Below are 20,106 nucleotides of genomic sequence, written 5' to 3' on the forward strand. Positions count from 1 at the left end.
CATGGCCACTCCACCACACTCCCCCCGCCTCCGGTGGAGAATCCACCAGCCTCACAAGGCCAGAAGTCTGCCTGCTACACGGTCGGACCGTCCTGGCCGATGGGCTCGGCGTCGTATTCACGCCTGCCGCGGTGCACCCGCACCGACTCCAAGTACTCGGCCACCGCGTCCCGGTTGCGAACCAGGCACTCGATGCGCTGGTTCATCTGTTCCAGTTCGGCTTCCAGGGTTGCGATCATCTCTGGGGTGGCGTCGGGGAAGTAGATCACTCGTGGCTTGTCCAGGCAGGGCAGGATCTGCTTGATGATCCGGGTGGGCAGCCCGGCGTCGAGCAGCCCTCTGATCTGCAGTACGCGATCCACGAATCGCTCGTCGTACTCGCGGTAGCTGTTCGGGGAACGCTCCGCGACGATGAGCCCCTGCTCCTCGTAGTAACGCAGCAGCCGCCGGCTGGTGTTCGTCCGTTGTGACAGCTCGCCGATCCGCATGTGTGCTACCTCATAGCAAGTCCGCTTGACCCTCACATCAATGTGAAGGTTCGAGCATATCCGCATGACGACTCAGCAGGTGCCCGTCGGTTCCGGCGCGCAGATCCAGAAGCAGAAACTGCCCGTCGGGGCTCTCCTCGCGTTGGCCATGGCGGTGTTCATCACCAGCCTCACGGAGACGCTGCCCGCCGGGCTTCTGCCCGAGATGAGCGCCGACCTGCACGTCGGCGAGTCCGCGACAGGGCAGACAGTCACGATCTACGCGCTCGGCACCGCGCTCACAGCCATTCCGCTCACCGCGGCGACCGCCGGGTGGCGCCGTAAGCGCCTGCTGCTGACCGCCATCGCGGGATTCGCCGTCGCCAACACCGTCACGGCTCTGTCGACCTACTATCCCCTGACGATGACCGCCCGGTTCGTGGCCGGCGTGGCCGCGGGCCTGGCCTGGGCCCTGCTGGCCGGCTACGCCCGCCGCATGGCCCCAGCCGGCCTCGAGGGCAAGGCCATCGCCGTTGCCATGGCCGGCATCCCGGTCGCCCTTTCCCTGGGCGTCCCGGCAGGCACCTTCATGGGGCAGGCGGTGAACTGGCAGGTTGTCTTCCTTGTCATGAGCGCTCTCGCTGTCGCCCTGATCGTATGGATCATGGTTGCTGTTCCGGACTACCCCGGGCGCCGCCAGGAAGCTCACGCTCCGATGCGTCACGCGCTGCGCGTCCCCGGTGTCGTTCCGGTTCTCTTCGTGACCCTGGTCTTCGTCCTGGCCCACACCATCCTGTACGCCTACATCGCGCCCTTTCTCGCACACGTCCGTATGGCCGACAGCACCGACCTGGTGCTGCTGGTCTTCGGCGGTTCCTCACTGCTGAGCATCTGGATCACCGGTGCCCTCGTCGACCGCCGGCTGCGCGGCCTGACCGTCGCCGGCACACTTCTGGTCGGTGCAGCCGCCATCCTCCTCGCGGTGGTGGCCGACAGCCCTGCACTGGTCTACCTCGCCGCACTGCTGTGGGGCCTCGGGTGGGGCGGCATACCGACGCTCCTGCAGACGGCTGCCGGGCACGCCGGCCGTGACCAGGCCGACGCGGCGCAGGCGATGCTCGTGACTCTGTGGAACGTGGCCATGGCTGCCGGCGGTGTCGTCGGAGGCGTGCTGCTCGACCTGCTCGGCGCCGCATCCTTCCCCTGGAGCGTCCTGGTCCTTCTCGCGCCGACTCTGATCGTCGTCGTCGGCGCCCGCGCCCATGGCTTCCCGGCCGGGCGGTCAAACTGAGTCACCGTTCCGTTCGCCCTGGCAGCCCGTGCACCGCTCCGTCCGCCGACAGGGCCTCCCGGATCACGGAAGGCACCGAGGCTTCCGGCACGGTCCACGGTGTCCCGGACGTTGACGCCACCTCGGCCGCAGAACGCGTGTCTGCGCCTGCGCCCGAGGTGACGGCTCGAACCACCGGGTGGGCAGACCCGTACGTTGTCAGCTACCGAATGACCAGGAGCCGAAGCGGCCCCAGGCGATGAAGACGGCGAGCGCGAGGTAGACCGCGTTGACCAGCACCAGCTTGAACTGACCGAGACGGCCGTGGGTGATCATGGCACCGGCCATGAGAGCGATCCAGCAAGCGGCCGTCACCGGCACCATGACCGGCGCGGTGTCGAGCACGGCGGGCAGAACCAGGCCGACCGCCGCGAGGAGTTCGAGGCTTCCGAGGCTCTTGACGAAGCCGACGCCTGCGCCTTCCGTCCATTCCCCGCCGTGTTGCGCGGCCAGTTTCCCCTTGGGAATGAAGGTCTTGCTGATGCCGCCGGCCAGGGCGACCGCGGACAGCAATCCGGCGGCAATCCAAAGAGCGCCCGTTCGTGAGTTGACTCCCGGTCGCGCAATGTGAGTTGAGTATCGTGAGCACGGCGGCCAATCAGCCGCCGAAGAGGACTGCGTTGTCTCGTGACGCCTCGGTGAGGGCGCCGCCCGCCCAGGCAGCGAGCGTCCTGCGGCCGTGCGGCTGCCGGCCGCTCTCTTTTCATGCCGATCTCCTCGGCACTGGGCTGTGGCTAGCTGCCCGGCTCCCGCCGCGCCTGGCGGGCTGCCCGGCTGGCCTCGCGGCTGATCGCCCAGGCGTCCGCCACTGGGCCGATGTGCTTGAGTCTGTCGGGGTTGGTCACCGAGCAGATCGTCTGGATCTGCCCTTCACAGATGTCGAGGGCCATGGCGGTGAGAACCTTGCCGTCCCGGTCCAGGAAGATCGCGCCCGGCTGGCCGTTCACCTCGTGCGGCTTCCACGTCACGTCGATGCGCACGAGCCGGGGGAAGTAGGCGGCGAACAGCCGGGCCACGTTGTCGGCGCCCATGACGCTCCTGGCCAGCTGAGGGCTCTTACCACCGCTGTCACCGACCATGGACACATCCGCGGCGAGCAGGTCACGCAGGCCGTCGACGTCACCTTCACGAAGCGCATCGAAGAATCGCCCGGCCAGCCTGTCGCGTTCGCGCTGGTCCGCGTCGAAGCGGGGCCGCCCCTCCACCATGTGTCGCCTGGCCCGTACGGCAAGTTGCCGGGTCCGTGTGCCCGCGGACCAGCTCGACCGCGGCTGCGACCGACGCGTTCGACGTGACGTCGAGCGGGACCGTCACCACGTGCACGCCGTCGGCACCCAGCTTCTCCGCCGCGGCGCGGCCACGGCCTTCGTCGCGCGAGCCGAGGAAGATGGTTCAGCCGAGCTCACCGAGCCGCCTGGCCGTCTCGAGACCGAGTCCTGTGTTGCCGCCGGTGACCAGCACCGAGGTCTTCTTCGTGCTCGTCATGCTCCCTGAGACGAAACACCCTGCGCGGCTGTGACATGCGGCCATGCGCTGTGAGCGGGCTCACCGGCCCTCGCCCGACGGCATCGAGGGCCTGGAGGACTGCCGGACACTTCACCGCCTATGTCACAGTGCCCTGCTGCTGTGGGCGGCCGCCCAAGCCGCGATCTGGGCCCGAGGGGCGAAGCCCAGCTTGTTGAGTATGTGGTCGATGTGCGCCTCCACCGTCCGGGGTGAGATATCGAGTGGACGAATCGAACCGTGACACACGCATCACGCCTGTGCGGTAGAGAGTGACCCCGAAGGCGAACCGGCTCGGGCTCCCCGTCCTTTCCATCATTCTTCCGACACGACGCTGGACCGTTCGCAGGCCCACGTCCAGCCTTCTGCCGATCGCCGCGTCGTGCATTCCGGCACCCATGAGTCCGAGTATGCGGACGTCCAGGTCGTCCGTACACGGGTGCGGATATGAGGTTGACGTCTCCGATATGTCTTTCACCCGGAATCTCCAATAATGCTGGCTGCCCCTTCGCCGCACGGATGCGGACCCCACGCCCTCACTTCCCTCAGGTCACAGCTGCGCGGAAGAGGGCCGCACCAGTCACGAGCCGCACCCGGGCATAGACCGTCTTGCCCGACGGGCGGGAAGAGGTGCCCCACAGCTCGGACAGCCGGTCCACAAGGGACAGCCCGGTCTCGCCCTGTCCCCCGCTTTTGGCCGTGGGGACGATCGCGGGCGGACAGACGCTGCCGTCCTTGTCGTCGACCTCGATCGTCATTGCGCTGCCGTCCCAGCTCAGACGCGGGCTCACGACACCGGGGTGTGTTTGCAAGCGTTCATCAGGAGCTCCGAGGCCACCAGTACAGCTGCCTCACGGCCGGCCCGATCGTCCGCAGCGGACGGTTTGAGCTTACTCATGGCGTTGACTGTGAACCGGCGCGCAGTGCGCACAGCCATCGGGTCATCGAGCAGCGAAGCGCATAATTCCATCGACGTTTCCCTTCCGCACATGGCCCCAATCCGCCTTCGAAGGAGGTGCAGATCCTGGGATCAGGAGCAGAACAAGTCCACCACCTCGCCCTCCGCGTTCGCAGTGGTGAAGCGATGCCTTCTCACGGCGATCGGTGGTCGATTCGCCACCTGCGGCGAGCCCTGCACCGCGGGCTCGACCTCAAGACACCGCTCCGTCGGTCACCGTGACAGTATGTGATACACGTCACATATTGAGGTCGAGGTCAGTCGCCGCCCACCTGCGCCGGGTGGGGGCGAATGCGCAGTCGCACGCCCGCCTCGGACGGGCGTGCGACTGCGCAACACTTCCGGTCGGCGGCCGCATGCGCCCGACCGCTCCGCAGGCCAACGGAAAGGAACGGAAGACGCCCCAGGCCACGGCAGTGGTTCGTTCGTGCGCTCGGGCCGCCGAGCGCAGCGCACGCACCGATGTGTCAAAGCGCATCCCACGGGCACCGGGCAGCTGGTCGAGTACGCCGGCCAGGCGTCCTCGAAGCCCGCCATGGAGTGGAGCTTTCTACACCCATCAGGCGCCAACGGTGGTGATTTCCACCTCGCACTCGCCCCTCGGATGCTGCTTACTTATCTCCATGACGCCAGTAACACCCGTATGCGAAAGCATTGACATCCCCGCGGGCGAGGGCAGAGCAGTCTTCGTCGACGCTGGGCAACGAGTCAAAATCATCGACGTCGAGGGCCAGCAGGTCGGCGACGTCTTCGCCTTCGCACGCGACGACGTCCGGGAATACCACTCCGCTTCACACACCCGGGCACACGTCAACCGCCTCTTCCCCGCAGTCGGAGAGCAGTTCGTCACCAGCCTGCGGCGCCCCATGCTCACCCTTGTCGAGGACTCGTCGCCACGGCGCCACGACATGCTCATCGCTGCCTGTGACCCGGCTCGTTACGCGGCTCTCGCAGCTCCCGCCCACCACGCCTCCTGCGCCCAGAACATGCAGGACGCCCTCGCAAGGCTGGGGCTGTCCGCCGATCTCGTGCCGCAGCCGATCAACGTCTTCATGGACATCCCCGTGGGCCGGGACGGCACCCTCACGTGGGAGACCGCGACGTCCCGTCCGGGTGACAGCATCACCTTCCAGGCGGAGATCGACTGCGTGTTCGTGGTGTCCGCGTGTCCGCAGGACCTCGTAGGCATCAACGCCGGGGCACCCACGCCTCTCAGACTGCTGATAGCGAACGGAGAAAGCGCATGACCACCCCTTCCGCACACCCCGCGCTGGAGCCTGTGGCCCTGGCCGGCACCAAGCTGGCGAACCGGCTCGCCGTCGCTCCGATGACCCGCGTCTCAGCCAGTGAGGACGGCGCGCCCACCGAGGCGATGGCCCGCTACTACTCCGCCTTCGCCCAGGGCGGCTTCGGCCTGGTCATCACCGAGGGCACCTACACCGACACCGAGTACAGCCAGGGCTACTTCTTCCAGCCGGGGATCGTGTCCGAGGCCCACGTCGAGGGGTGGCGGCCGGTCGTCGAGTCGATCCACGCCGGCGGCTCCCGTGCGGTGATGCAGCTGATGCACGCGGGCGCGCTCTCCCAGGGCAACGCGTACCGGACGGACACGGCAGGACCGTCCGCCGTCCCCCCGAAGGGGGAGATGATGCCCGAGTACGGCGGTTCCGGCCCCTGGCCCACACCCCGTGCCCTGTCCGACGAGGACATCGAGACGGCCGTCCAGGGATTCGTCGACGCCGCCGTGAACGCGCAGCGGGCCGGATTCGACGGCGTCGAGGTGCACGCGGCCAACGGATACCTGCTCGACCAGTTCCTGACCGACTACACGAACCTGCGCACCGACTCCTACGGAGGTCCGGTGTCGCACCGCATCAGGCTGACGGCGCAGGTCGTCGAGTGTATCCGTGCCCGGATTCCCGACGAGAACTTCTGGCTCGGTGTGCGGCTCTCCCAGACCAAGGTCAACGACTTCCACTACCGGTGGGCCGGTTCGGCGGACGCCCGTACGGTGTTCACGGCGCTGGCCGAGGCCGGCGCGGGCTATCTGCACATCGCGAGCGAGGGCCGGGACTGGATCGAGACCGCGCGGCTGGACGACGGAGACACCATCACCGCTCTGGCGAAGAAGGTGACCGGACTCCCGGTGATCGCCAACGGCGGCATGCACGACCTGGACCAGGCCGCCCAGCTCCTCGAGGGCGGTCACGCCGACGTGCTCTCCCTGGGACGCGGCGCACTGGCCAACCCGGATCTCCCGAACAAGGTCGCCGGCGGACAGGAGCTGGAGGCGTTCGACCACGAAATGCTCCAGCCGCGGGCCTCGCTGGACAATGCCGAGCAGTGGCGCCGTAACGCGCGTGCCTGAGTAAGACCCATCCCCACTCCACCGGCCGGCACGTTTCGTGCCGGCCGGGACAGAGGAGCCGAAGCATGGACACTTCCTGGCGCGGCGGAGCCGCCGCCGTCGCAACGCTGACCTTCGACGTGGACGCCGAGACGCCGATCCTCGCTCACGGAGCGCACTACGCCTCCCACGCGTCCACGATGTCCCATCAGTCCTACGGACCGGATGTCGGCGTACCCAGAATCCTGGACATGCTCGATGAGACGGGCGTGCCCGCGACCTTCTTCGTGCCGGGCTGGGTGGCCGAACAACGTCCGGGGCTCGCCGCCTCCATCATCGACCGCGGTCACGAGGTCGCTCATCACTCCTACAACCACCGTCCGCCCACGGAGATGACGGCCGCCGAGGAACGTGAGGACTTCGAGCGGGCCATGGAAGTGTTCGCCGCTCAGGGTATTCCGATCGCCGGGCACCGCGCGGCGAACTGGTCGGCGACGTGGCTGACGCCGGCGCTGGTCGCCGAGTACGACCTGCTCTACGACTCCTCGCTCATGGGGGATGATCGCCCCTACTCTCTGCAGACCGATGCCGGGACCATTGTGGAGCTCCCCGTGCACTGGTCCCTTGACGACTGGGAGCAGTACGCCTTCCTGCCGGCCCCGCACGTCGGCTCCGTGATCGAGTCCCCGCGCAAGGTGCTGGAGATGTGGACGGACGAGCTGGACGCCATGAGGCAGTACGGATGCCTGTTCAATCTCACCAACCACCCCTTCCTGAGTGGCCGGCCCTCGCGGGCGGTCGCCCTGCGCAAGCTCATCGAGCACGCTCAGAACCGAGGCGACGTGCGGTTCGTCAGATGCTCCGACGCGGCACTCTCGGCGCAGGCCGATGCCGCACTGCCCCTGCGCAGCCCCGTCCGGCCCACGCCTGCGAGCTGACGTTTCTCCGCTTCCTCGGTGAGTTCGGCGCTCGCCGCCTCACAGCCCACACCACGTCATCCATGAGGTGCCACACAATGACTCCTTCCTGCGCAGAGAGCGGGCAGTTCCCCGTCCGCGTCTTCGGCGGCCCCACGGCCCGATTCGAGTACGGCGGTCTGCACTTCCTGACCGATCCCACGTTCGACGTCCCAGGCGACTACCCGGTGCCCGGCGGCCTGGTTCTCTCCAAGGTCTCGCCGCCCGACGGCGATCCCGCGGACCTCGGTCACATCGATGTGGTGCTGCTTTCCCACGACCAGCACCCCGACAACCTTGACCGTGCGGGCCGTGCTCTGCTCTCCGGCGTTCCCCTCACCCTCACCACCCCCGACGCCAGCCGACGTCTCGGCGGGAAGACCAAGGGCCTCGCCGACTGGGAAACCATCGAGCTGCAGCGTCCGGACGGCGGCACCGTCACCGTGACGGGGGTGCCGTCCGTCCACGGTCCTGGTCCGCGTGAGAAGGTCGAACCCTTCACCGGCCAGGTCGTCGGCTTCGTTCTGACGGGTGAAGGCCTGCCCACTGTCTACGTCAGCGGTGACAACGCCTCACTGCACGCGGTCAGGGAGATCGCCGATCGATTCGCCCCGGTCGACACCGCCCTCATCTTCGCCGGAGCACCCCGGTTCGCCGCCCTCTTCGACGACCAGTGCCTCGCCCTGGACAGCACCCAGGCCGCCCAAGCCGCAGAAGTGCTCGGCGCCCGCCGCGTGGTGCCCGTGCACTACGACAGCTGGGCCCACTACACGGAGGGCCGCGACTCACTGCAGGCCGCCTTCACCGCCGCCGGACTGGCCGAGCGTCTGGACTGGGGCCGCCGCGGCTGATCACGGACACCGTACTGCGTGGCTGTCGTCGGCGTGCGTGTCACCTCGCACGCTGCGGCAGTCGACGCAGCCACCTGGTATCCCATCACGGGTTCCTCTACCGGAGACCATGACATGAGTGAGATCGAAGTGCTGGCTGCGGCACTGCGCGAGGGCGAAACGACGGCCCAGGCTCTGGCCCGGCGCTCCCTGGCGCGTATAGCGGATCGCAACAGCGAGGTCGGTGCCTTCGCCGTCGTCGACGCGGACGGGGCACTGAGGGCGGCGCTCCGTGCGGACCACGAGCTCGCCGACGGGATCGACCGCGGGCCGCTGCACGGCATTCCGATAGGCGTGAAGGATCTCGTCGATGTCGCAGGTCTGCCGGCCACCAGGGGGTCGGCCCACTTCGCCGGCCACCGGGCCGTCATGGACGCGGAGTGCGTACGACGACTGCGGATGGCCGGAGCGGTGATCATCGGCACTACGGTGACGCACGAATTCGGTTACGGCCCGACCGGTGACCGAAGTTGGCACGGCCCGGCCAGGAACCCGCACGAGCCGGTCCGCATGGCCGGTGGTTCCAGCGGCGGCAGCGCGGCGGCTGTAGCCGCGGGGATGGTGCCCGCGGCCCTGGGCACGGACACGGGAGGCTCCGCACGTATCCCTGCTGCTTTGTGCGGCATCGCCGGCTACAAGCCGGCGTTCGGACGAGTGTCGACCGTCGGGGTGTTCCCGCTCTCGCCCAGCCTCGATCACGTCGGTGTGCTGGGAGCAACCGCCAGGGACTGCAGACTCGTCGTCGAATCCCTGACCCCTCAGCACTCCGGACGGCACTGTGCCGCAGGAACCGTGGCACGAGTCGGCTGGCTGGCGGAAACACCCGACGCTCCGGTGGAATCAGCGATAGCGGACCTGACGCGGCGCGCTCTCGCGGAGCACGACGTGACGCAGGTTCCGTGCGACGCTCTCACCGGCATGCGGGAGGCTTTCCGCGCCATCCAGGACAGCGAGGCGTTCGCCATCCACGCCGACCGGGTCCATGACCGGCCGGACCTCTTCGACGCCGAAGTCCTCGAGCGGCTGAGGAGCGCATCCGAGACCCCGGGGTGGCGCCTCGTCCGGGCCCGCCAGGCCCGGGAAGCGGCCCGAGAGCACATGAACAGCCTGTTCGAACGCTTCGATCTTCTGGCCTCGCCGACAGTCGGTACCACAGCGCCCCTGATCGGCGATCGTGAGGTCACCGTCAACGGCGCGTCCCACCCCGTGCGCAGTACGCTCTTGGCTCTGACAAGTCCGTGGAACCTCACAGGCTTTCCGGCACTCAGCGTCCCCGCCGGCCATCTGGGGCGGCTGCCAGTGGGCCTTCAACTCATCTGCCCCCCGAATCGCGAAGAAGTGCTCTTCAGTGTCGCCGACAGCCTTGTCCGGCCTGGTGCCGTTGCCTGAGGAGACGTATGCGATCGCGCCATGGGGTCACCGGAGGATTCCGCCGGATTCCGATGGACTGTATGAGCGTCCGCTCAGATCAAGGTAAAGGGCTGTAAGCAGTCCCCAGGTCTGTCGTGTTGCGCGACTCGTAGTGTCTTCCCCTTCCCCCTCGGAAGGCGTCGATGTCGTGATCGGTCGGCCTCGCCTGACCCCGGGTTGAGGCCGCGGTTCCGGTGTCGGCCACATTGCACTGGAACATGGCGCATTGACGCCGCCAGGTGAACCTTGCCTTGCCTCTCGGTTACCGACCGTGGCATGTCTTTCTCGTTGCTGGCGTCGTTTCGGACGATGCAGCCATGTGACGGTCCATCTACCGGCCGACACGAGCTACGGGGAGGCGCCCAGGCGCCATGCCGTCCCAACAGGGCTGGCGGCACATCATTCTGAGTCCTGAGCCTCCTGTGCGGTTGTCCCCACGCTTGGTCGTGCTCGAGCGAGTGATTGGTTGCCCTGCGTGCGGAGGAGTTTCGACCGCGGACGGGGCCAGGAAGGGCGAGAAAGTGCCGGATCGATACACATCGGATGACCTTCCGGATCCCGTCCGCTGCTTCGACCATCTCGACTTCCGAATTCTTGAACTCATGGAGAGAGGCCTTCCCGATTCCGCCATCGGAAACAAGCTCTCGCTCGGCCATCGGACCGTGCAACGCCGCGTTCAGCGCGCGATGGAACGAACGGGTGCGAACGGGCGCTTCGCACTTGGCATTCGTGTCTGCGAGCTCGGGCTGCTGCCGTCGAGGCGGCCCACACCGCCTCGTCCGCAAGTCTCGCCCTGCGGGTCGTACTAGGGACTGTCTCCAGTTGTGGTCAAGCCTGGGGATGGGTGCTGGTAGGACTGTGGCGTGACGTGTGCGCAACTCACTGACAGGGATCGGGAGTTCTTCGGACCGTTCCTGCCGGTCGGCGGGTTCGGCCCGGCCCAGCGGGCCCGCCTCACCCGCCAGACGTCCGTAGGCAGGCCGAGTCGCAATCCAGGCCCCAGCTGAGTCCGCCATGCCCTCGTCCGCATCAGAGTCAAGCGGCGGAGTCAGCTCGAACAGCGCTGCGATCGCTTTTCGGGGGTGCGGATCGGGTTCTCGGCCCGGTGTTGGCGGACTTCCTCCGCCTCCCAGGCCGCGGCCAGCGCGGTGCGGGCGCGCGCGGTCTGCTGCCCGCGCGGAATCCCTCCAGGGCGTCGCGGCCGCGGATCAGGAGCAGCAGCCAGGGGTCGGTGTCCAGCAGCCAGGAAAGCTGGTCGGCGAGGGCGGTGGCGTGGCCGCAGGGGTGGTCGAGGGCGTCGCAGCCACAGCCGGCGTCGAGGTCGCCGTAGCCGGGCAGCATGCGCACCCTGGCGTCCTCCACGGCCTCAACCGGCGCGGCCGTCTCCGCTGCCGTCAGCAGCCGGGGAAGTTCACTCTGCCCACCACTCAGAACCAGGCTCCATTCCGCCGGCCCTCCCACCAGCCTGGGAACCAACGCGGTGAGCGTCAACCCGTGACCGGTCACAGGCGCCGGAGAAGGAGGCGCTAAGAGGGCGCGCGTTTTACGGAACCTTTGCCCGGGGTCGGGCGTTGGGCCAGTGAGCGCGCGGGAGCGGGTTCGCGAGATGACTTCCGACGATTACCGAGGTGACTCAATGGCAGTCTGGGACAAGCTCAAGGACCAGGCCAAGGCTCTCCAGCAGAACCAGGGCGGGCGTGGCGCCACCGGTGGGCAGAGCGGGGGGACGAGGTCCGGCGGTGGCAGCAAGGCCCAGCTGATCGGTGTGCTGAAGACGCAGCTCGGCTCGCTGAAGACCGAGTTGAAGAGCGGTGCCTACCGGGACGCGAGCATGGCGGTGTGCGCGCTGGTCGCGGCGGCCGACGGGCAGGTGGATCCGGCCGAGCGGCAGCAGGTCGAGTCGATGATCCTCAGTAACGATGTGCTCCAGAACTTCCCGCCGGAGCAGCTGCGGCAGCGTTTCAACAAGCATGTCGACCAGCTCACTATGAACTTCCAGCACGGCAAGGCCGGGGCCATGCAGGAGATCGCCAAGGCCGCCAAGAAGCCCACCGAGGCCCGGGCCGTGATCCAGACCGGCATGGTCATCGCCGGTGCGGACGGCCACTTCTCCCAGGCGGAGGCGACGGTCCTGCGCGAGGCCTGCGTGACGCTGGGGCTGTCCCCGGCCGAATTCCAGCTCTGAGTCCCGGCTCTGACAAAACGAGGTGCGCGGGTGGTCGAGGTCTCCGGTGAACAGCCATCTGGCGCTGTCCCCACTCCCCCGGCCGTATCTGGTCGAGCTGGCGCGCGGCCCGCGACGGGCTGTCAGGCCAGGGCATCGATCCGGTCACCGGACGCTTGACGCCTCAGGCCTCCCTGGTCGAACGGCTGCTGAGCGCCGTCGCCCCGGCGCTTCGCCGGCACGACGACCTCGATCTCGTACGTGAGCGGTGGCGGCGCCCGCGGGCCGAGGGAAACGGCGCCGACCACCAGCACGCGGCCCACCGGGGGCGCCGCAGCACGGACGACGTCGTCGACCACGTCGTCTCGGCCACCTGCCCGCGGTGAAGGCAACGCTGCGCCCCACGCCGGCCGCCAACCAAGTTCACGGCAGCGTCACCCGGCGGAATCCGTACGGCTGTCCTGGAGGGGGCGGGCGAGCCAGGGCGGTGGCTGTCTGGGCCTCAAGGACGTCTTCCGCCGGCAGGAGAACGGTACGGCAGTGGCCTTCCATCGGACGGGCGGCGGCCATCGAGCATCTGGGGGCGCACTCGACGTGGACCACACGGGGCTCGTCGAGGACCACCGCTAGGCGATGGCGGCGACCGAGGCCTCCGACCTTGTCACGCAGGACATCCTCATCGAGCAACTGCGGCCTGGAACTGCTCCATGCTCCAGTGGTTCGTCCGCGCCCACCCGGAGAGCAGCGGCGGGCGGCTGAGCACGGCTCACGCCACGACGGAAGACGCGGCCGCCGACCAGGCCGCCGACAGCCCTGAGCGAAAGGCGCCCGCCGTGCCGACCGTGCTCTCGCCGCACGTCGGCCAGAGGGGCGACTCCGCGCGGCGGACGTCTCGGGCGGACGCCGTCGCACATAACCCTCGACACTTAATGCAAGTCAAAAGAAAAGCCTGCGCGGAACCTTGACCGTGTCAGGCACGGCGGGCATGGTCGGGAGAGCGCTCTCCCACTCACCCCGTGTCGAGGAGTCTCCCCATGCCCGCTGTCGGCATACGCCCAGCTTCGCCGCCGTCGCACAGACCCGGCCGCCGCGGCCTCGTCGGCGTCCTGGCCACCGCCCTGGCCGCCGCCCTGCTCGCCGTCGTCCCGGCCACGCAGGCCCAGGCCGCACCCGTCCTGCTCTCCCAGGGCAAGCCGGTCACCGCCTCCAGCCAGGAGCACTACGGCACCCCGGCCACGGCAGCGGTCGACGGCGACGACGGCACCCGCTGGTCGAGCGCCGCGTCCGATCCGCAGTGGATCCGCGTCGACCTCGGCGCCCCCGCCTCCCTCAGCCGGGTCGAACTGCGCTGGGAGGCCGCCTACGCGAAGTCCTACCGCATCGAGACGTCCCCGAACGGTACGGACTGGACGACGGCCCACTCCACCACCACCGGCGCCGGCGGCACGGAGACCGTGAACCTCTCCGGCACCGCCCGCTACGTCCGCATGCTCGGCACCGTCCGCGCCACGCCCTACGGCTACTCCCTCTGGGAGTTCAAGGTGTACGGCACCACCGGCGACGACCCCGGCCCGGTCACGCCGGGCGGCGACCTCGGCCCGAACGTGCACGTCTTCGACCCCTCGACCCCGGGCATCCAGGCCAAGCTGGACCAGGTCTTCGAGGAGCAGGAGTCGGCCCAGTTCGGCTCCGGCCGGCACGCCTTCCTCTTCAAGCCGGGCACGTACGACAACCTCAACGCCCAGATCGGCTTCTACACCCAGATCGCCGGCCTCGGCCTCAGCCCCGACGACACCACGATCAACGGTGACATCACGGTCGACGCGGGCTGGTTCAACGGCAACGCCACGCAGAACTTCTGGCGCGGTGCGGAGAACCTCGCCGTGAAGCCGGTCAACGGCACCAACCGCTGGGCCGTCTCCCAGGCCGCCTCGTTCCGCCGGATGCACGTCAAGGGCGGCCTCAACCTCGCACCCAACGGCTACGGCTGGGCCAGCGGCGGCTACATCGCCGACAGCAGGATCGACGGCCAGGTCGGCAACTACTCGCAGCAGCAGTGGTACACCCGCGACAGCTCCATCGGCGGCTGGTCCAACAGCGTCTGGAACCAGGTCTTCTCCGGCGTGGAGGGTGCTCCCGTCACCAGCTTCCCCGAGCCCCGCTACACCACGCTCGGCACGACACCGATCTCCCGTGAGAAGCCCTTCCTCTACCTGGACGGCGGCGAGTTCAAGGTCTTCGCGCCCGCCAAGCGGACCGACGCGCGCGGCACGACCTGGGCGAGCGGCACCCCGCAGGGCGAGTCGATCCCGCTCAGCAAGTTCTACGTCGTCAAGCCCGGCGCCACGGCGGCCACCATCAACGCCGCGCTCGCCCAGGGCCTGCACCTGCTGTTCACGCCTGGCGTCTACCACGTCGACCGGACCATCACCGTCGAGCGGGCGAACACCATCGTGCTGGGCCTCGGCCTCGCCACGATCATCCCGGACAACGGCGTGACCGCCATGAAGGTCGCCGACGTCGACGGAGTGCGGCTCGCCGGCTTCCTCATCGACGCCGGACCGGTCAACTCCCCGACCCTGCTGGAGATCGGCCCGCAGGGCGCGTCCACCGACCACGCGGCCAATCCCACCACCGTGCAAGACGTGTACATCCGCATCGGCGGCGCCGGCGCGGGCAAGGCGACCACCAGCATGGTCGTCAACAGCCACGACACCATCATCGACCACACCTGGGTGTGGCGGGCCGACCACGGCGAAGGCGTCGGCTGGGAGACCAACCGGGCCGACTACGGCGTCCGCGTCAACGGCGACGACGTGCTGGCGACCGGCCTGTTCGTCGAGCACTTCAACAAGTACGACGTCGAGTGGTACGGCGAACGCGGCCGGACGATCTTCTACCAGAACGAGAAGGCGTACGACGCTCCGAACCAGGCCGCCATCCAGAACGGCACCACGAAGGGGTACGCCGCCTACCGGGTCGACGACTCGGTCGACACCCACGAGGCATGGGGCCTGGGCAGCTACTGCAACTACAACGTCGACCCGAACATCCGCCAGGACCACGGCTTCAAGGCCCCCGTCAAACCGGGCGTGACGTTCCACAGCCTCCTGGTGGTCTCCCTCGGCGGCATGGGCCACTACAACCACGTCATCAACGACACCGGCCCCTCCACGGTCCCGGCCGGCACCTCGACCGTCCCGTCCACCGTGGTGTCCTTCCCCTGACGTCCCACCCCTGATCGGGCCGCCCGCCGGCCACGCGTCCCCTCCGGCCGGACGACATCCCCGCGCCCCGGCCCGGAGGGGCCCTCACCGGTGCTGCCACAGCGCCGACCCGTTGGCTCTCCCCACCCCGCCAGGAGCAGACGTGTCCCCCTCACCCCCGTACCACGGACCAGCCGTCCGGCGCACCGTCCCCCTGCTCGCCCTGGGCGCGCTCGTGGCGTCGTCGCTCGCTCTCGCCGCCCCGCCCGCCCAGGCCGCGGACACCCTGCTCTCCCAAGGCAGACCCGCCACCGCCTCCTCCCAGGAAGGCGACGGATACGCCCCGTCGGCGGCCGTCGACGGCAACCTCACCGGCACCCGCTGGGCCAGCCGGTGGAGCGACCCCCAGTGGTTCCAGGTCGACCTCGGGCAGCGGTCCGACCTCAGCCGTGTCGTACTGACCTGGGAGGGCGCGTACGGCAGGAGCTACCAGATCCAGGCGTCCGACGACGGCACGGACTGGCGGACGCTGAAGACCGTGACCGGCGGCGACGGCGGCACGGACGAACTCGCCGTCACCGGCTCCGGCCGTTACGTCCGCATGCTGGGCACCGAACGCTCCGGCGGCTACGGCTACTCCCTCTGGGAGTTCCAGGTGTACGGCTCCACGGACGGCACGCCGCCCGCCACGGGGGCGGTCGAGGTCACCGGCTCCCAGGGCAACTGGCAGCTGACCGTCGGCGGGCAGCCGTACACCGTCAAAGGCCTGACCTGGGGCCCCGCCATCGCCGACGCCCCGAAGTACCTGCCCGACGTGAAGTCCATGGGCGTCAACACCATCCGGACATGGGGCACCGACGGCGGCACCAAGCCGCTGCTGGACAGCGCCGCCGCGAACGGCCTCAAGGTCGTCAACGGCTTCTGGCTGCAGCCCGGCGGCGGCCCCGGCTCCGGCGGCTGCGTGAACTACGTCACCGACGCCACCTACAAGAACACCATGCTCACCGAGTTCACCAAGTGGGTCGAGGCGTACAGGAACCACCCCGCGACGCTCATGTGGAACGTCGGCAACGAGTCGGTCCTCGGCCTGCAGAACTGCTACAGCGGAGCGGAGCTGGAGGCACAGCGCAACGCCTACACCGGCTTCGTCAACGACGTCGCGAAGAAGATCCACAGCATCGACCCCGACCACCCCGTCACCTCCACCGACGCCTGGACGGGTGCCTGGCCGTACTACCAGCGCAACGCGCCCGACCTCGACCTGTACTCGATGAACTCCTACGGCGACATCTGCGGCGTCCGGGAGGACTGGGAACAAGGCGGCTACACCAAGCCGTACCTCATCACCGAAGGCGGACCGGCGGGAGAATGGGAGGTGCCCGACGACGCCAACGGCGTCCCCGACGAGCCGACCGACGTGCAGAAGGCCGAGGGCTACACCAAGGCCTGGAACTGCGTCACCGGACACCGGGGCGTCGCCCTCGGCGCCACGCTCTTCCACTACGGCATCGAACACGACTTCGGCGGCATCTGGTTCAACCTCCTGCCCGACGGGCTCAAGCGGCTCTCCTACTACGCCGTGAAGCGGGCCTACACCGGAACGGCCGGCAACGACAACACCCCGCCCGTCGTCTCCGCCCTGGCCGTCAGCCCGGCCTCGTCCGCTCCTGCGGGCGGCGAGTTCACCGTCCGCGCGGACGTGCGCGACCCCGACGGCGACCCGATCACTTACAAGATCTTTCTCAGCGGCAACTACGCCAACGGTGACAAGCGCCTCGTCGAGGCCTCCTGGCGGTCCACCGGCAACGGCACCTTCGCCGTGAGGGCCCCCGAGAAGCTCGGGGTGTGGAAGGTGTACCTCCAGGCCGAGGACGGCCGCGGCAACGCCGGCATCGAGACGAAGTCGGTCAAGGTTGTCGCCCCGCCCGTCACGGGCACGAACGTGGCGCTGAACAAGCCCACCACCGCCTCCTCCTTCCAGCCCTCCTACGGCGACTGCCCGTGCGAGCCCGCCAAGGCGACGGACGGCAGGGCCGACACGCGCTGGGCCAGCGACTGGAGCGACCCGCAGTGGATCCAGGTCGACCTCGGCACCGCCACGCCCGTCCGCAAGCTCCAGCTCGTCTGGGACCCCGCCTACGCCAAGTCCTACGAGGTCCAGATCTCCGACAACGGCACCGCCTGGCGCACCGTCCATTCCACGACCACCGGCAACGGCGACATCGACACCATCGACGTGGCGGCCACCGCCCGGCACGTACGACTGCACCTGACGGCGCGTGGCACCGGCTGGGGCTACTCGCTGCACGAGTTCGGCATCTACGGCTGACAACGGCGAAGGGCGCCCGGCGTCGCCCTTCGCACCGTCGCGGCTGTCCCCACACCGGCACCTCAGCGGGCAAGGAGGCCCCATGAGACCACGCTCGAAACTCCCCGCACTGCTGCTCGGCACCGCACTGCTCGCCAGCGTCCTCGGCGTCGGCACCGTCGCCACGGCGGCCGGTCCCGCCGCGGCCCCGGCCGCCTCGGCCGCCGGGCACAGCGGGCACAGCGGGCACAGCGGGCACAGCGGGCACACGACGGCAGTGTCGACCCGGGCGTCCGCCGACGACCCCGACGGCGACGGTTACATACCGGCCGTGCCCCAGGTCACCGGCGTGACCCCGTCCACCGCGACCCCGCCGCCGCGCTACCACAAGGAGTTCCAGGCCAACTGCTCCGTCACCCACACCGCGCCGGACGATCCGATCATCTACCCGGGACAGCCCGGCAAGTCCCACGACCACACCTTCATGGGCAACACCACGACGAACGCCGGCAGCACCACGTCGAGCCTCTACGGCGGCAACACCACCTGCAAAGCACCGGCCGACGCCTCCGCGTACTGGATGCCCTCGCTGTACAACGGGGACAAGAAGATCCTCCCCGTGGGCCCGCAAGTCATCTACTACAAGTCGGGCATCACCGACTACACCAGCGTGCGGCCGTTCCCCAGAGGGCTGCGGTACGTCGTCGGTGACCCCCTGCAGAGCGCCCAGCAGTTCCGCGCCCACAAGGGCTTCGTCGAGGGCTGGGAGTGCGGGGACAGCTTCTTCAACGTCGACTTCCCCGCCACCTGCCCGAGCCGTCCCGACGTGCAGCTCAACATCCGTTTCCAGGCGCCCAGTTGCTGGGACGGCAAGTACCTCGACACCCCCGACCACAGGAGCCACATGGCCTACCCGGTCGTGAAACCCGGCACGAACGACAACATGTGCCCGGCCTCCCACCCGGTCGCCCTGCCGATGATCGAGTTCAAGATGGCGTTCCCGGTGAACGGTGACATGAGCCAGGTCCGCCTGGCCAGCGGCCGCGGGTACTCCTTCCACTACGACTTCTTCAACGCCTGGGAGGAGCGGACCCTGAAGGCGCTGGTCGACCACTGCATCGTCGGCGGCCTCCAGTGCGACACCCGCGGCTACGACCAGAACCACCCCGAGCGCGGAGCGGTCCTGAACGCCGACCACCGGCTGCCCTGACCCGGCCGGAGGCCCGAGGGCCGGACGGCACCCGCGGGACAGGGGTGCCGTCCGGCCCGTGCGTGGTTCGTGCGACGGAGCGGACGAGCGGGCGCGGCGGTCAGGCGGACTCGCGTACGACCAACTGCGGTGAGAAGACCAGGGTGCGAGGTGCGGTGCCGACGCCCCGGAGCTGCTCCTCCAGCATCCCGGCCATGGCCGCCGCCATGTCCTCCACGGGCTGCCGCACGGTGGTCAGCGGCGGCCGGCAGGTCACGGCGACGCTCGAATCGTCGAACCCGACGACGGCGACGTCCTCCGGTATGCGCCGCCCCGCCTCCCGCAGTACGTGGCACGCGCCCTGAGCCATCAGGTCGTTGGCCGCGAACACGCCGTCCACCTCGGGGTGGTCCCGCAACAGCGAGGCCATCGCCGTAGCCCCGCTGTCCAGGCTGAAGGACCCCTCGGCCGCGGGCACGCTGCCGTGGCCCGCCCGGGCCAGGGCGTCGCGGAATCCGGCGAGGCGTGCCCGCCCGGCCCTGACCTCCGGCGGCGAGCAGATCGTCGCCATCCGTCCGCAGCCGCGGGCCAGCAGATGCTCCCCGGCGAGCCGCCCTCCCGCGTAGTGGTCGAGATCGACGCAACTGACCGGTGTGTCGCGGGCGGGACGCGCGAACAGCACCGTCGGCACCCGGGCGGCCAGGAGCAGGTCCGGCAGCGGGTCGTCCGGCTGGACGGAGACCACCAGGGCGCCGTCCGCGCTGCCCTGCCGCAGGTAGCCGACCACCTGCTCCCTGGCCACCGGGGACTCGGCGAACAGCAGCACCGGCTGCATGGCGCGTGCCCGGAGGTACCCCACGACGCCGTTGACGACGCGCCCGAAGAACGGGTCGGCGAACACCCGGCCGGCGAAGGCGTCGCCCGCGCCGGAGACGACGAGAGCCACGCTTCCGGTGGGATGCCGGGTGACCAGCGCCCGCGCCGCGCGGTTCGGCGTGTAGCCGGTCCGTTCGATCGCGTTGCGGACCAGTTTCTGGATGCCGGGATCGACGTTGCGCACGCCGTTCACGACCCGCGACACGGTGGCGCGGGACACCCCCGCCTCGCGCGCGACGTCCTCGAGCGTCGGGGACCGCCGGTTCATGAGGGCACTCTAACCGCGGGCGTTCCCTCGGTGCGGGCCGGTGTGCCGGTCACGCCGGCCCGCGGACGTGCGGCGTCTCAGCCGCTCAGCGCTCACCCCGCCAGCCAAATCCCCTTGAGCGACTGTAGTGACGGTCGGTCGGCGGACCCACCCGCACGACGGCCCTCCCGCCGTCAGCAGAGGTGTCGGCCGGGAGGGACGGCTGCACGGCCTCGTGGGTGAACCATCGGTCTG

General features: G+C 69.2%; 17 protein-coding genes and 2 pseudogenes. 10 read left to right on the forward strand and 9 right to left on the reverse strand.

Translation table 11 applies throughout. The annotated features are described in order from the left end of the window. Nucleotides 1-74: 74 nt before the first annotated feature. A complete protein-coding gene (locus tag ACFOSY_RS28300) occupies nt 75-488 on the reverse strand; it encodes a MerR family transcriptional regulator (RefSeq protein ID WP_394312104.1) in 414 nt (137 codons plus the stop codon). Between the two features lie 64 nt (nt 489-552). Here ACFOSY_RS28300 and ACFOSY_RS28305 point away from each other — a divergent pair, with 64 nt between their 5' ends. Then, a complete protein-coding gene (locus ACFOSY_RS28305) occupies nt 553-1,758 on the forward strand; it encodes an MFS transporter (protein ID WP_394312107.1) in 1,206 nt (401 codons plus the stop codon). Between the two features lie 198 nt (nt 1,759-1,956). Here the strand turns inward: ACFOSY_RS28305 and ACFOSY_RS28310 are convergent, their stop codons facing one another. The 5 genes and pseudogenes from ACFOSY_RS28310 to ACFOSY_RS28330 all read right to left on the reverse strand — a co-directional run. Then, nucleotides 1,957-2,310, reverse strand: a complete 354-nt coding sequence (locus ACFOSY_RS28310; protein ID WP_394312109.1) for a DoxX family protein — start codon at nt 2,308-2,310, stop codon at nt 1,957-1,959. Nucleotides 2,311-2,531: 221 nt separating this feature from the next. Further along, nucleotides 2,532-3,035, reverse strand: a pseudogene (locus ACFOSY_RS28315) (nuclear transport factor 2 family protein); the annotation flags it as partial. Between the two features lie 370 nt (nt 3,036-3,405). Further along, entirely contained in the window at nt 3,406-3,549 is a 144-nt protein-coding gene (locus ACFOSY_RS28320) for a LuxR C-terminal-related transcriptional regulator (protein ID WP_394312112.1), read from the reverse strand. Nucleotides 3,550-3,845: 296 nt separating this feature from the next. Further along, nucleotides 3,846-4,091, reverse strand: coding sequence for a hypothetical protein (locus ACFOSY_RS28325; RefSeq protein WP_394312114.1), 246 nt, complete (start codon nt 4,089-4,091; stop codon nt 3,846-3,848). 537 nt (nt 4,092-4,628) lie between these two features. Then, nucleotides 4,629-4,775, reverse strand: a pseudogene (locus ACFOSY_RS28330) (methyltransferase type 11); the annotation flags it as partial. A 106-nt stretch (nt 4,776-4,881) separates the two neighbouring features. On the opposite strand from ACFOSY_RS28330, the gene ACFOSY_RS28335 reads away from it, so the two are divergent. The 5 genes from ACFOSY_RS28335 (at nt 4,882) to ACFOSY_RS28355 (ending at nt 9,840) form a co-directional block, all read left to right on the forward strand. Further along, the gene (locus ACFOSY_RS28335; protein ID WP_394312116.1) at nt 4,882-5,505 is read left to right on the forward strand and encodes a DUF1989 domain-containing protein; all 624 of its coding nucleotides are present in this window, start codon (nt 4,882-4,884) and stop codon (nt 5,503-5,505) included. After that, nucleotides 5,502-6,626 carry an oxidoreductase gene (locus ACFOSY_RS28340; protein WP_394312119.1) on the forward strand — a complete coding sequence of 375 codons (1,125 nt, stop codon included), beginning with the start codon at nt 5,502-5,504 and terminating at the stop codon, nt 6,624-6,626. The genes ACFOSY_RS28335 and ACFOSY_RS28340 overlap by 4 nt, the downstream gene beginning before the upstream one ends. Nucleotides 6,627-6,691: 65 nt before the next feature. Then, a complete protein-coding gene (locus ACFOSY_RS28345; RefSeq protein ID WP_394312124.1) occupies nt 6,692-7,543 on the forward strand; it encodes a polysaccharide deacetylase family protein in 852 nt (283 codons plus the stop codon). A gap of 77 nt (nt 7,544-7,620) precedes the next feature. Beyond that, a complete protein-coding gene (locus tag ACFOSY_RS28350; RefSeq protein ID WP_394312126.1) occupies nt 7,621-8,412 on the forward strand; it encodes an MBL fold metallo-hydrolase in 792 nt (263 codons plus the stop codon). A 114-nt stretch (nt 8,413-8,526) separates the two neighbouring features. Next, nucleotides 8,527-9,840, forward strand: coding sequence for an amidase (locus ACFOSY_RS28355; RefSeq protein WP_394312129.1), 1,314 nt, complete (start codon nt 8,527-8,529; stop codon nt 9,838-9,840). 1,056 nt (nt 9,841-10,896) lie between these two features. On the opposite strand, the gene ACFOSY_RS28360 is transcribed toward ACFOSY_RS28355, so the two are convergent. Then, entirely contained in the window at nt 10,897-11,223 is a 327-nt protein-coding gene (locus tag ACFOSY_RS28360; RefSeq protein WP_394312131.1) for a hypothetical protein, read from the reverse strand. A gap of 274 nt (nt 11,224-11,497) precedes the next feature. Here ACFOSY_RS28360 and ACFOSY_RS28365 point away from each other — a divergent pair, with 274 nt between their 5' ends. Beyond that, complete coding sequence (locus tag ACFOSY_RS28365) at nt 11,498-12,046, forward strand: tellurite resistance TerB family protein (protein WP_394312133.1); 549 nt, start codon at nt 11,498-11,500, stop codon at nt 12,044-12,046. Between the two features lie 122 nt (nt 12,047-12,168). On the opposite strand, the gene ACFOSY_RS28370 is transcribed toward ACFOSY_RS28365, so the two are convergent. After that, entirely contained in the window at nt 12,169-12,384 is a 216-nt protein-coding gene (locus ACFOSY_RS28370) for a hypothetical protein (protein WP_394312135.1), read from the reverse strand. Between the two features lie 675 nt (nt 12,385-13,059). On the opposite strand from ACFOSY_RS28370, the gene ACFOSY_RS28375 reads away from it, so the two are divergent. The 3 genes from ACFOSY_RS28375 (at nt 13,060) to ACFOSY_RS28385 (ending at nt 18,749) form a co-directional block, all read left to right on the forward strand. Beyond that, nucleotides 13,060-15,252, forward strand: a complete 2,193-nt coding sequence (locus tag ACFOSY_RS28375; RefSeq protein ID WP_394312138.1) for a discoidin domain-containing protein — start codon at nt 13,060-13,062, stop codon at nt 15,250-15,252. 142 nt (nt 15,253-15,394) lie between these two features. Beyond that, nucleotides 15,395-17,560: a discoidin domain-containing protein gene (locus ACFOSY_RS28380; RefSeq protein WP_394312141.1), complete on the forward strand. Its 2,166-nt coding sequence runs from the start codon at nt 15,395-15,397 to the stop codon at nt 17,558-17,560. 82 nt (nt 17,561-17,642) lie between these two features. Further along, the gene (locus ACFOSY_RS28385; protein ID WP_394312143.1) at nt 17,643-18,749 is read left to right on the forward strand and encodes a DUF1996 domain-containing protein; all 1,107 of its coding nucleotides are present in this window, start codon (nt 17,643-17,645) and stop codon (nt 18,747-18,749) included. Between the two features lie 100 nt (nt 18,750-18,849). Here the strand turns inward: ACFOSY_RS28385 and ACFOSY_RS28390 are convergent, their stop codons facing one another. Further along, nucleotides 18,850-19,872: a LacI family DNA-binding transcriptional regulator gene (locus ACFOSY_RS28390; RefSeq protein ID WP_394312145.1), complete on the reverse strand. Its 1,023-nt coding sequence runs from the start codon at nt 19,870-19,872 to the stop codon at nt 18,850-18,852. Between the last annotated feature and the right edge of the window lie 234 nt (nt 19,873-20,106).

Origin of the sequence: Streptomyces lusitanus, assembly GCF_042647945.1 — a bacterium.
Taxonomy (GTDB): Bacteria; Actinomycetota; Actinomycetes; order Streptomycetales; family Streptomycetaceae; genus Streptomyces; species Streptomyces pseudogriseolus.